Below are 12,453 nucleotides of genomic sequence, written 5' to 3' on the forward strand. Positions count from 1 at the left end.
GGCTGCAAAACTGAGTTGTTTCATGGGCAATTTCAGTCGATTGATGATGTCCGCTATTTTACAGGTTCAGGAACTTGTTCAGGGCTTCCTTAGGAAGTTAAGCACATGAAGGAGCGATGCAGAACCCCGTGGCATTGCTATCTACAGCTTCAACGCCTTAAATAGGCGAGCGATAAAAGCATAGGTTTTGATCATCCGGTTGATTTGATTATTGGGCATCTCGGCTTGCTGCTGCTATCCCAGGGCCGACATCCTCCGCGCAGAATCAGGCAATTGCGGTTCGCAATTCCTGTGAAGCCTTACTCGGCGGCCGATTTGGCGATCGCCGTCTGCAAGCTGTCGAGCTTCTTTGCAAGCTCGTCTTGGCCTTTGATGTCATGACGGCCGACGATGTAACTCAACGGGTTATAGCTGTAGAATACCTTGCCACTTGCGTCTTCCCATACCAGTGCCTTGAGCGGAAAGTCGATGGCCGAGGCGGGTGAAGAGACCATGAAAGGCGTGCCGCCCTTGGGGTTGCCAAAAATTGTCACGATGGAAAATGGCATCTTGAGCCCGGCTTTTTGCGCGGCCTCGGCATGATCGATTTTCGCGAACACGGTCAGTCCTTTTTCCTTCACCGCCGCTTCCAATCGAACCTGTGTTTCCTGGCCACTGTATTTACTCTCTTGGGTATACATTCTGTCCTCATGTGCAATCGCCGTTGTGGAAACGGCAAGGGCAAGCAAAGCGATTAGACTGTGTTTCATTCAAATTTCCTTTGTAATAAAGCCATCTTTGTTCCTTTGTGCGGGGATAGGAGAGCCGTGCAACACGTCTCTCCTATCCCCGCACTCAACTTGCCATTAATTGATGCGTTTGATTTCGATCTGAGCAACCGCGCCGCGCCAGTCATGCATGGCTGGGGTCAATCCACCGATGCCGTGGATGCCTGCATGAATATGCACGTATCCTTCCGCAGGAGACGAGTCATGCACATGGCTGCCGCAAGGCGGGCCGGGAATGAATGCGCAGCTTTCAGAATTGGCTTCGCTGCCGGCATCGTAGGCTTCCGCGCCGACAATCACTTCGCCACGTCTTGGCGCAATCACCCCGCGCACTGCCATGAATCCGTCATTGGTGGAAACCAGCATGGCGGCTACAGAGATTTCGGGAAATCTCCCCGATGCTTCGATCTCTATGGTCTGTGATGCACCCGGCATGATGATACCGCTTCCCACGCTGGTACGGGAAACAGAAGGCATGCTAGAGGCCATGCTCACCAGCGCGGCAGCAGAGCCTTCTTCCGCAAGCATCGCCAGTTCTGGGCTGGCCGCGCCGCCCAGATTGAACAGCTTGTAGTTATCGTTGTGTGCAATGACCGCTGCAGGAGCAAGAATCTGTCCGCGCGTGATGTTGGTAATGGTGACGGCATAGTGACGCATTCCCCCTTCATCTGCGTAAGTAGCGGTCGAGGCAAGCGTTGCGCTAAGCGCGATGGCGGCAACCAGAGTCGATAAGATCGGTTTGTTCATGGTGATCTCCTTAATGGGTTTATGGACTGGAAACGGTGAACGGTTACAACCCGATAGGTTGTATGTTTCGTTCATGTGTTGATTCGGAGTGGCTTGAAAAAAGGTTACAACAACGAATAAAAAATCGGGCGTATGAATTGTGCATACCCGCTGGCGGTTAAACCCAGATTTTCCAATAGTCCTTGAGTTATTTATTGCTCACAGAATCCGCCAGAAAATATGCTTTTGCCTACAAATGTCTATGATGAAGGAAGTTGAACTCTGAATGCAGCGGAGTTCAAATTTTCAAGTCTGTCAGTGTGGAGCACCCGTTTTGAAAAAAATCACGAAAGCCGTATTCCCGGTAGCCGGCTTCGGCAGTCGTTTTCTACCCGCTACCAAGGCCAGCCCCAAGGAGATGATGCCGGTGGTGGACAAACCGCTGATCCAGTATGCAGTGGAAGAAGCCGTAGCGGCAGGGATCACCGATATGGTGTTCATCACCGGGCGCAACAAGCGCGCGATAGAAGATCATTTCGACACGGCTTACGAGGTGGAAGCGGAGCTCGCCGCGCACGGCAAACATGAGCTACTGCGCTCGGTACAGGATGTCATCCCAAACCATGTGAACTGCATCTACATCCGCCAGCACGAGGCACTCGGGCTGGGGCATGCCGTGCTGTGCGCACAACCGGTCGTGCAGGACGAGCCTTTCGCCGTCATTCTCGCAGATGATCTGATTGATGCCGAACCGTCTGTTATCAAGCAGATGGTCGATGTGTTTACGACTTACCAGTGTTCTGTACTGGGCGTGCAAGAAGTCCCCCGTGAGCAAACTGAACAATATGGCATCGTCAGCACGACCCCTCTGGCGCCTGACGTGGAACAGGTACATGGCCTCGTCGAAAAGCCTCGTCCGGAAGAAGCGCCCTCCACCTTGGCCGTGGTGGGGCGCTATATCCTTACGCCACGAATTTTTCATCACCTTGCGCAATTGCAGGCAGGCGCTGGCGGCGAAATTCAGCTTACTGACGGCATCGCCGCGCTGCTGCAGGAAGAAAAACTGCTGGCCTATCGTTTCAGCGGCACCCGTTACGATTGCGGTTCCAAGCTGGGATACCTCAAGGCCCAGGTCGCATTTGGGCTGAAGCATGAGGATTTGCGTGAGGAGTTTGCCGCCTATCTGGCAACATTGTAGTGAAGTGACTCTGGCGAACATTCGCATCCAACACTCCACGCCCGCGTCAAAATAGTTGAGCGATCCAAAAGGTGGGAAATGCAGAAAACGATCATCTTCAGCGATCTGGACGGCACCTTGCTCGATGCATCGAGCTATTCCTTCAATGACGCACTACCGGCCTTAGCCCTGATTCGGGTGCGGGCCATTCCACTGATACTCTGCTCCAGCAAAACGCGTGCAGAAATCGAGGGATGCCGTCTGCACATGCACAATGTCCACCCCTTTATCTCTGAAAACGGCGGCGGAATCTTCATTCCGCGGGGTTACTTCTCCGCACCAGTTGAGGCCCCGACATTTGACGGCTATCAGCTAGTTACGCTCGGCTTGCCTTATGCGGAGATCAGAAGTCACTTTGTCGCACTTAGAGAACAGCTTGGGGCACAGGTGCGCGGCTTTGCCGACATGACGGCAGAGGAAGTTGCCAAGTTGACGGGGCTCTCTTGCGATGAGGCTACTCTGGCCAAACAGCGCGATTTCGACGAGCCCTTCGTCTTCGATGGATCACCTGACGAGGGTTTCCTGCAAGCCATAGAAGATGCCGGCCTGCACTGGACCCAGGGGCGGATTTTCCACATTCTGGGTAATCACGACAAGGGCCATGCATTGCAAATCCTGAAGAATCTCTACGAGCAGGAGTATGGCGAAATCTCCAGCATCGGACTGGGCGACGGCCTGAATGACCTGCCGCTTCTACGTGCTGTGGACCGCCCGGTGCTGGTCCGGCACAAGGATGGATGTTTTGATCCCCGCATAGCCATGGCCGGTCTGGTGAAAACGCAAAAACCAGGTCCACAGGGCTGGAACGAAGCGGTACTGCAACTGCTGTCGGACGGGAATGCCGGAGAAAAAACGCCATCAATTTTAACCTATATTTTTAGCGCCGCCCTCGCGGCGGTCGATCCCTACCAAGCTGTGCTCAACGCAGCAAAGCTTGAGCATGACTGCCTGACTGTTGCCGATACCGAGTACCGGCTTGAAGCCTATAGTCGTATCGTTGTGATCGGTGCCGGAAAGGCCACGGCGCGCATGGCATTGGCCATTGAAGAGTTGCTCGGCAAACGAATTTCCGCCGGGCTGATTATCGTAAAAGAAGGCCACACGGCAAGTCTGGATATAGTCGGGCAGATAGAAGCCTCGCACCCGGTGCCGAATGAGGCCGGGGCGAAGGGTGCGCAGCGAGTATTGGAAATGATGCGGCTTGCTGACGAGAGGACGCTGGTTATCTGCCTGCTCTCGGGCGGCGCGTCAGCGCTGCTGGTCGCCCCTGTTGCAGGCGTAACGCTGCAAGACAAGCAGGAAGTGACCGCTTTGCTGCTGAAAGCGGGCGCGACCATTGGCGAGCTGAACACTGTGCGCAAGCACCTTTCAGCCGTCAAGGGCGGCCGCCTCGCGCAGGCCGCCTACCCGGCGCAGATGGTGACGCTGATACTTTCCGACGTGATCGGCGACCGGCTTGACGTCATCGCTTCCGGGCCTACCGCACCGGATGGCACTAGCTTTGCTGATGCCTGGTCGGTGATCGAGAAATACGGGCTGAAGGAAAAAACACCCTGGAACGTCATGAATTATCTGCAACGGGGTATCGCCGGACTAGAACCAGAAACGGTAAAAAACGGCGACGCCTGCCTGCCCGCAATTCGGAACGTGATTGTCGGCGGGATCAGCCGGGCCCTGGCTGCAGCGGAAGAAAAGGCCCGGCAACTCGGGTTTTCTGCGCAGATCATTACCTCTGAACTTCAGGGTGAAGCGCGCGAAGCCGCACGCTTATTGGCGAATACCGCATGCACGACTCAAGCCGGTTTGAAAGCCGGTGAGCGGCGCTGTCTGCTGTATGGCGGCGAAACCACGGTCACCGTCACGGGGAAAGGTAAAGGGGGCCGGAACCAGGAGCTCGCTCTGGCTTTTGCCCTGGAGATCGCGGGGCAATCCGGGGTGACCCTGCTTTCCGCCGGCACAGACGGCAACGACGGGCCGACCGATGCTGCAGGCGCGCTCGTCGACGGCAGCACGGCCGGACGGGCGCGCAGGCTTGGAATAGAGCCTGTTGCCTACCTGGCAGAAAACGATTCCTATGGGTTTTTTCAGAAGTTCGATGCCTTGTCAGGTGAGCACAGCCATTTCATGCCAGGGCCGACGGGAACGAACGTCATGGACCTCCAGATCATACTGCTGGAAAAGCAACCGATACCGAACCGTGCGACCGCGAACACTGATGAAGAACCGGAGGGCTAGCCAGACGATGAATGCCGTTACCTTAAGAACAGAGGTGCATGAACAGATCGAGAAGATCGGCAATGCCGACATCATAGTCGGCATTCCGAGCTTCAATAATGCAAAAACCATCGGCCATGTCGTTCGTGCGGTACAGGCGGGCCTGGCCAAGTACTTCCCCTCCCACAAAGCAGTGATCGTAAATTCCGATGGCGGCTCCAGCGACGGCACCACAGACGTAGTGCAGAACTCATCGATCGAAGATTTCAATGCCATCCTTCTTCATCACCGGGTGGAACCCATCTCCAAGATCGCCTTCCCTTATTCGGGCATCCCCGGCAAGGGGAGCGCCTTTCGCAGCATTTTCGAAATTGCCAAGTTGCTGGATGCAAAGGCCTGCGTGGTGGTTGATTCGGATCTAAGAAGCATCGCGCCAGAGTGGATAGAACTGCTTGTGAAACCGGTGCTGGAAGGCGGTTTTGACTACGTGGCCCCGCTTTACCACCGGCACAAGTTCGACGGGACCATTACCAACAGTATCGTCTACCCTCTCACCCGTGCGCTTTATGGCAAGCGGGTGCGCCAGCCGATAGGCGGAGATTTCGGTTTTTCCGGCCGGTTGGCGCAGTTCTACCTGAACAAGGACGTATGGCAATCGGATGTAGCGCGCTTCGGCATCGACATCTGGATGACTACGACCGCGATTGCGAATGGCTTCAATGTCGCCCAGTCCTTTCTCGGCGCCAAGATACACGATGCCAAGGACCCCGGTGCCGACCTGAGCAGCATGCTCTACCAGGTAGTGAGCGCCACCTTCGACCTGATGGAGGACTACGCGAATACCTGGGCGCCCATCCGCGGGTCTACGCCGGCAACCACCTTCGGCTTCGAATACACGGTCGGGCTCGAACACGTCAACGTCAATACCGCCAGGATATTGAACCTGTTCCGGGAAGGACTGAATAATCTGCGTGAAATTTGGCTCGATATCCTGGGCGCCGGCGATTTCAAGGAGGTGGAACGACTGGGTAGTCTGGCCGATGGCGAGTTCTGCTTTCCCATCGGCTTGTGGACCCGGGTCATCTACGATTACGCCATCGCTTTTCACCAGAAGAAACTGCCGGCAGAACACCTGATCAAGTCCCTGACCCCGCTTTATCTGGGAAAAACCGCATCCTTCATCCTCGCGGCAGAACACATGGAAGGGCCGGAAGCGGAGGCCGAGATCGAAAAACTTTGCATGGAGTTTGAAAACAACAAGGACTACCTCGTCACCAGCTGGAAACAATGTTAAGGAGATAAATCATGATGGATTTTCTGAGCCTGATACTCGAACCCCTGCATGAGGTTTTTTTTAAGTTCAAGGTTTTTTTGCCCAATCTGCTGGCCATGCTGGTGATCATGGCACTGGGCATTATTCTGGCCCGGCTTATCAAACTCATACTGGTCAAATCCCTGATCGCCATCAACTTCGACAGCTGGTCTGACAGGATGGGATTTACCACGCTGATGCGCAAAGGGGATCTCTGGGCCAAACCCTCCTCCACGCTCGGCGAAATCATCTTCTGGCTGCTGATCATCGTCACTCTGATGATCGGCCTGAGCGCCCTAAAAATCCCGGCAATCGACAATCTGGTCGAGCAAGTCTTCGGCTATATGCCCCGTGCTTTTTCTGCAGCGGTGATTTTGATTATCGGCTACGTACTTACCGGTTTCATCAGTCAGGGGGTATTGATTACTGCGGTTAACAGTGGTTATCACTACGCTAAATTCCTGGCCGAGGCCGTACGCACCTTGCTGATGGTATTGATTCTGGCCATGGCCATGGAACAGCTCCAGATTGCGCCCAGCATCGTGCTCGCCGCCTTTACGATCATCTTCGGCGGCATCGTGATCGCGCTCGCGATTTCCTTCGGCGTAGGCGGCATTGACGCGGCGAAACGAATAATAGAAAAAGAAACCGCTGAAAAGCGAGCTGATGAAACAAAGGATGAGATAGAACACATCTAACCAGAGGATCAATCATGTCTGATTTTTACCAGTCAGGCGTCATCACGACGCTACATCAGATCGGCAAGCCTTCGCTGGAGCGACTCGAATCAGAGCTGTATAGCTATTCGAAAACCAGGCCGGTCGCCTTGGTGCTGCCGTCGCTTTATTCAGAGTTTGAAGGGCCAGCGATGCCGGGAATAGTCCAGGAACTCGCCAAGGTAAAGTATCTGAACGAAATCGTACTGGTCCTCGACAAGGCCTCAGAGAAAGATTTTCAGCGGGTGAAGGAGTTCATGTCGCCGATCTCCACAGAGGTCAAGATCATCCACAATGACGGCAAACGGATCAGCGAAATCTATGAAACCTTCGCCCGCAACGGATTCAATGTGGGCGAGCGCGGCAAGGGACGCTCTGCATGGCTTGCCTATGGGTATGTACTGGCGCGTGGCCGTTCCGACGTTATCGCCCTGCATGATTGCGACATACTCACTTACAGTCGCGAACTGCTGGCGCGATTGTGCTACCCCGTAGTCAATCCCAACCTGGACTTCGTGTTTTGCAAGGGGTATTACAGCCGGGTGTCCCACAAAATGAATGGGCGCGTTACCCGCCTATTGGTGACGCCGCTGGTCAGGGCTCTAGAGCAGCTAATCGGGCCGCATGAGTTTCTCGCTTTCCTCGACAGCTTTCGCTATCCCCTCGCCGGGGAATTCTGCATGACTACGGATCTGGCCCGGGTGAACAGAATCCCGTGGGACTGGGGGCTAGAGGTTGGATCTCTTGCCGAGGTGCACCGGAACTATTCTCCACGCCGGGTTTGTCAGGTGGATATTGCCGCTAACTACGACCATAAACACCAAGTGCTTTCTGCCGATGATGCAAACAAAGGTTTGATGAAAATGACGGTGGATATCTGCAAATCCATCTTCAGGACTTTGGCATCGGAGGGGGTAGTATTTTCGGACGGTTTGTTCAAATCCTTGCTCGTATCCTACCTGCGGCAGGCCGAGGATACGATCATGAAATACGAAGCGGATGCAGCCATCAACGGCCTCAAGTTTGACCGGCACGAAGAGGCGATGGCGGTGGAAGCTTTTACTAAAGCCATCGCCCTGGCAACCCAGGTATTTATGGAAAACCCGATGACCACGCCACTGATCCCGAACTGGAACCGGGTGAGCTCAGCCATTCTGGGTATTTTTGAGATGCTGAAAATGGCCGTGGATGAGGACAACAAATGATAGCGGCATCGGATAGAATTTTGATCGAAAGCGGCGGGAAAATATAACCAATCAGGATAGCCACCATGGGCACGCATTTCTGATAGACCATCCCCAACCTGTTTTAAACAGTCTTGCTGACGACATAAACATTCTTTAGGTTGAAACGGGTTTGAGCCAGTTGCGGATGCAGGTCTGAGTTGAGCTGCGAATGGCCTTTCTTGCTTCCAGATAAACAATCAGGGTGTCATCGGACATTGCGGCAGCCGGGCTTTGCTGAGCTTGACGGCATTGCCGGACAAATGCTCGTGGACATTGCTCGGATACTTGTTTCTGGCCATCGGGAAATATGGCAAGCCGCGCGCTGTCCGGACGGATAATGAAACGTGTTTCACCAGCCGCGTGTTTCGTGCCGTTCTGACGTTAAGCGGCATTCGTCATCAACGCAGCGAGTTGCATTGTCCGTGGCAGAACGGACGCATCGAGCGGCTATTCTGGACGCTGAAACAGAAGCTCGATCAGTGGGAAGTCGCGGGCTTTGAGGCGTTGAAGGGCTCGCTGGCTGAGTTTCGTTTCTTCTACAATTTTGTGCGACCGCACCAGCATCTTGGTGGAAGCACGCCTGCTGAGGCGTGGGCGGGGATAAATCCTTTCGCCGCGAAGATCAAAGGCGAATATTGGTTCGAGGCGTGGGACGGTCTCTTGCAAGGCTATTACTTGCGGCACTGAGGCAACGCGGAACGAAATGCGGAACAAATGGGCGGACAAAATGAGCTGTCCGGGGCAGTGCTTGGCCAAGCACTGGGCGAGAGGCGAAAACGGCTTGGAACGAATGCGTCAATGACAGGGAGGTGAAGGAATGAAGTCGATTCGATGAAGGAATGTTGACAGGGACCACTCTGCTGAGCATTCACAATAGCGGTAACCGGATTCCCACCCACATAGCTGTATTGGTTAATGCCCCCGCCTAACCCGATCGGGTCACGCTGCGTGAACCGCCCAATGCTCGAATCGTAATACCTGGCGCGGTAATAGACCAACCCCGTCTCGTCCGGGGTGGGACGGTTGGCCGCTTACATTTAAGCGAGGTGCGCTACAACCTAATGGGAGAGGTCTCCAGTCGTTGCCGGGTTGTTCGACCTAATCTCGGACGCAAAGTCATCAATTGCCCTGAGTGCCTGCGCTCTTTGTTCCAATAGATCCTTTCGAGTCACACGCATCACTTTATTTCTCCTCGTCTTTAGCGAATTCAATTGGGCATGCGGATTATCACTCAATGAAAGTGGAAGCATCGTTAAGGCGTCGGTGAGATCATGCCTCGAGAGATGTCCTTTATTCGCGAAAATCAATAAGTGTTCCATGTTGTGGTCAGAAAATTGACCTAGGGCTATTAGCGAGTCTTCTAAGTTTCCGCCATCAAGGTTCCTCAAGTGTTTTGCCAAATACTGGGCAGCCCACCGATTTCCTTGTTCCACCGAATGTATCAATTGATTTAGGTTGGCGTTCGATGACCCAATGACGGCCCAACATTCCGCATCGTCTGATCCCGACAATGCAAGAAGAGTCTGTTTGGCTGGGGTAGCCAGAAACGCACTAACTGCCTCGTTGCAACCCGCCGAAATGGCGCTTCCTGAAGCCTGCACGCCTAAACTTACAAGCATCGATAACGCAATCAGAAATCCAAGTATCAGCTTTTTCATGACCATAGTCCGTATTTTAATAGCCCCAGAAAACATCTGCCCCAGAAACTCAAGCTGTCCGTGGTTTGCCCTAACGTTGACAGACAACTCATTTAATAACTGGGCTAACGATCACCGTGATGTCTCCCGTTCCATCAGAATTGATAATATTGTTGATTTGATTAATCGCATTCACGGTTCCCCCAAGAAAGTCGGTGGATTGCGATGTTCCTGCGCCGAAACACCCTTTGAAGTTTCGTGGATAATTCCCATTGTGAATCTGTATGTTTTGGTAGCCCGGAACATTTTTCAACTCAACCCGATTAGGATTGTGGTCTGTCCTTACAGAAGCGTCATACGTTCCCGCTGGAATCGGTGCCTTGTTTCCGCCGTCACCCGCTTTGGCATTCTCCATTGTGTAACCAGAGAAACTACTTGAGGTTTGGTCGCTCGTGACATTGATTGTTCCCGCCACACTATTTCCGGTGGGGGAATACGTTCGATTGCCAATTGTGATCGTTACATCTGCTAGTTGAATCAGGTTCTGCCCGGAGGGCGCTGACGCGCTGAACGAGTCACTCGGATACGACGAATTATTGCTCAGGTTCGGAGCCCCTTTGCCCCCGCCGCCATAACCCCCGAAGCTCGCGCTCGATGCTGCTGCAATCAGACCTGTCGGATCGTTGAAGTTTACCGGATTCCCACCCACATAGGCATACAGGTTGATGCCGCCTTGCAGGCCGATGGGATCACGCTGCGTAAACCTGCCTATCGTTGGATCGTAATATCTGGCCCTGTAATACGTCAAACCCGTTTCGTCAGGCTCGCGCCCCGTGTAGCCATACTGAGCCGCTTACGGAATCGTGCCGACCAGCTTATTCCCCCACGCATCAAACCGCTCAGTCTGAGTGGTGCTGTCGGTGCTGTTGGAGAGTCCTACGATACTGCCCAAGCCATCCGCATGGTAGTAGCTGGCCTGGCCGTAAGTGCTGGTACCGGTGACGGTAGCCTTGATCACCGGATCATCGATGCCGCTGCCACTGGTGTAAACCACAAATGAGTTGTTAAAGAGCGGTGTCCTGTTATGCCGCTTCAGCGGCTAGTACAGGCTGTGGATGCTTACGTGAATGCTACGTTTCTAGACCTGGCACCTATGTTTGATGTGGGCTTTACACTCTGAATCAGATTCAGGCGTCCAACCCGACTCGATTCTCTCGACAAGAAATGTGTCGTTCCAAACACCCAGGATCGAGAGCATTCTCTGCTCCTGTGTCAGTTCACCGACACGCCACTCCTTCTCGCCGTCCCAGAACCACCAGTTAGCAACCTTTCCAGTTTTTGGGTCGGCAACACCAGCCCTGAATGTGGGGAATGGCTTCAGCGCATCCGGCACGCCAACGTTGCCCGCTATCGACACGATGGCTCGATTCACTGCGGCACCTAAAGGAAAGAAGCATGAGAACACAACCTGGTCAGCCACCACATGCAGCAGATCACTAGGTCGACTTGCATAAGCCCGGCTGAAGACTCGCAATAAAGCGCCATACTGCTTGTGCCTATGCGTATAGAGTGCGTAAACCAAACCTTTTGCCGTCTTGATTTCAACAACATCTCCAATTTTCAATCTCACCATTTCATACTTCCTCAAAAGCCTGGGTAGCCGATCAGCTTCAATAAATCTGCACCGCGCTGTTTTGCGCCTTCGTAGATCGCGTTCAACGGCGCAATGCTGTTGATCTTGTTCATCAAGGTACCGCCATCCTTCGATAACCCGTGGCTCTCAATCAAGACCTGCTCAACTCCTTTGACGTCGGCACGCGAAAGATTCGATAGCCCGAGAATCGGTTCGATGGAAATACCCTTCGAGCTAAGTTGCTCGGCAGCCCGTCGCTCAAGATTGTTGGTGATGCCAACGTAATTAACTTCACCTGCTGCATTCACCGAACGGTAAACAAGGTTTTCGCCTGCGGCTACTCCCTTGATACTTCCAACTGCTGCACCAACCATCGCCACTTCCGGGCCAAGACCTTGCAAGAGCTTGTTGGCAGTATCTGCGAAACTCTCATTACGGCCAGCATCTAGGACTCTTTGACCGAACGCTTGCAAGTTCTGGCCGGCATCTGTCAGCACATTACCTGCATAGCTGATCGCGCTCGTCGCATCGGCCAGCAGAACCTTGGCCAGCAACCCTGTCGGATCGTTGAAGTTTACCGGATTGTTATTCACGTAGGTGTACTGGTTGATTCCACCCTTCAACCCAATCGGGTCTCTGCTTGCAAACCTCCCAATCGCTGGATCAAGATATCTCGCCCGATAGTAGACAATTCCCGTCTCGTCACCTTCGCGTCCCGTGAAGCCATACTGCGCCCCTTGCGGAATCGTCCCAGCCAGCTTATTCCCCCACGCATCAAACCGCTCGGTCTGAGTCGTGCTGTCGGTGCTGTTGCTGAGCCCCACGATTGAGCCCAAGCCGTCCGCATGGTAGTAGCTGGCCTGCCCGTAAGTGCTGCTGCCCGTGACAGTCGCCTTGATCACCGGATCATCCACCCCGCCACCACTGGTATAGACCGCATTGGGGTTGGTCCAGGCAGCCCCGTATTCCGCATAGATGTCCTGCC

14 protein-coding genes and 1 pseudogene are annotated in these 12,453 nt (G+C 53.9%); 6 read left to right on the plus strand and 9 right to left on the minus strand.

Features of this window, described 5'->3' with window-relative positions; all coding sequences use genetic code 11:
- Positions 1 to 299 precede the first annotated feature (299 nt).
- Together SCT_RS13625 and SCT_RS13630 are read right to left on the minus strand one after the other, a co-directional pair.
- Positions 300 to 749, minus strand: coding sequence for a DUF302 domain-containing protein (locus SCT_RS13625; RefSeq protein WP_202812163.1), 450 nt, complete (start codon positions 747 to 749; stop codon positions 300 to 302).
- 96 nt (positions 750 to 845) lie between these two features.
- Positions 846 to 1,514, minus strand: a complete 669-nt coding sequence (locus SCT_RS13630) for a spondin domain-containing protein (protein ID WP_059424010.1) — start codon at positions 1,512 to 1,514, stop codon at positions 846 to 848.
- Positions 1,515 to 1,827: 313 nt separating this feature from the next.
- On the opposite strand from SCT_RS13630, the gene galU reads away from it, so the two are divergent.
- The 6 genes from galU (at position 1,828) to SCT_RS13660 (ending at position 8,885) form a co-directional block, all read left to right on the plus strand.
- Complete coding sequence (gene galU, locus SCT_RS13635) at positions 1,828 to 2,691, plus strand: UTP--glucose-1-phosphate uridylyltransferase GalU (RefSeq protein WP_237759700.1); 864 nt, start codon at positions 1,828 to 1,830, stop codon at positions 2,689 to 2,691.
- A 78-nt stretch (positions 2,692 to 2,769) separates the two neighbouring features.
- A complete protein-coding gene (locus SCT_RS13640; RefSeq protein WP_059424014.1) occupies positions 2,770 to 4,965 on the plus strand; it encodes an HAD-IIB family hydrolase in 2,196 nt (731 codons plus the stop codon).
- Between the two features lie 7 nt (positions 4,966 to 4,972).
- Entirely contained in the window at positions 4,973 to 6,238 is a 1,266-nt protein-coding gene (locus SCT_RS13645) for a glycosyltransferase (protein WP_059424016.1), read from the plus strand.
- 11 nt (positions 6,239 to 6,249) lie between these two features.
- Positions 6,250 to 6,954 carry a hypothetical protein gene (locus tag SCT_RS13650; protein ID WP_059424018.1) on the plus strand — a complete coding sequence of 235 codons (705 nt, stop codon included), beginning with the start codon at positions 6,250 to 6,252 and terminating at the stop codon, positions 6,952 to 6,954.
- A gap of 14 nt (positions 6,955 to 6,968) precedes the next feature.
- Entirely contained in the window at positions 6,969 to 8,177 is a 1,209-nt protein-coding gene (locus SCT_RS13655; protein ID WP_059424021.1) for a glycosyl transferase, read from the plus strand.
- 252 nt (positions 8,178 to 8,429) lie between these two features.
- Positions 8,430 to 8,885, plus strand: coding sequence for an integrase core domain-containing protein (locus SCT_RS13660; RefSeq protein ID WP_059424024.1), 456 nt, complete (start codon positions 8,430 to 8,432; stop codon positions 8,883 to 8,885).
- Here SCT_RS13660 and SCT_RS17940 read toward each other — a convergent pair.
- From SCT_RS17940 to SCT_RS13685, 7 genes and pseudogenes are all read right to left on the minus strand, one after another.
- Positions 8,870 to 9,196 carry an RHS repeat-associated core domain-containing protein gene (locus tag SCT_RS17940; RefSeq protein WP_082098364.1) on the minus strand — a complete coding sequence of 109 codons (327 nt, stop codon included), beginning with the start codon at positions 9,194 to 9,196 and terminating at the stop codon, positions 8,870 to 8,872. The two genes, SCT_RS13660 and SCT_RS17940, sit on opposite strands and share 16 nt — an antisense overlap.
- Positions 9,197 to 9,256: 60 nt before the next feature.
- Positions 9,257 to 9,856 carry a hypothetical protein gene (locus SCT_RS13665; RefSeq protein WP_189799673.1) on the minus strand — a complete coding sequence of 200 codons (600 nt, stop codon included), beginning with the start codon at positions 9,854 to 9,856 and terminating at the stop codon, positions 9,257 to 9,259.
- An 88-nt stretch (positions 9,857 to 9,944) separates the two neighbouring features.
- Positions 9,945 to 10,310: a DUF5675 family protein gene (locus SCT_RS17825; protein ID WP_256381551.1), complete on the minus strand. Its 366-nt coding sequence runs from the start codon at positions 10,308 to 10,310 to the stop codon at positions 9,945 to 9,947.
- 204 nt (positions 10,311 to 10,514) lie between these two features.
- Positions 10,515 to 10,670, minus strand: a pseudogene (locus SCT_RS17830) (RHS repeat-associated core domain-containing protein); the annotation flags it as partial.
- Positions 10,671 to 10,688: 18 nt separating this feature from the next.
- A complete protein-coding gene (locus SCT_RS13675; RefSeq protein ID WP_059424028.1) occupies positions 10,689 to 10,889 on the minus strand; it encodes a hypothetical protein in 201 nt (66 codons plus the stop codon).
- Positions 10,890 to 10,973: 84 nt separating this feature from the next.
- Positions 10,974 to 11,468, minus strand: a complete 495-nt coding sequence (locus tag SCT_RS13680) for a hypothetical protein (protein ID WP_059424031.1) — start codon at positions 11,466 to 11,468, stop codon at positions 10,974 to 10,976.
- 11 nt (positions 11,469 to 11,479) lie between these two features.
- Positions 11,480 to 12,453 (minus strand): RHS repeat-associated core domain-containing protein (locus tag SCT_RS13685; RefSeq protein ID WP_189799674.1); only part of this gene is annotated, 974 nt, incomplete at its 5' end.

Origin of the sequence: Sulfuricella sp. T08 (assembly GCF_000971475.1) — a bacterium.
GTDB lineage: Bacteria > Pseudomonadota > Gammaproteobacteria > Burkholderiales > Sulfuricellaceae > Sulfuricella.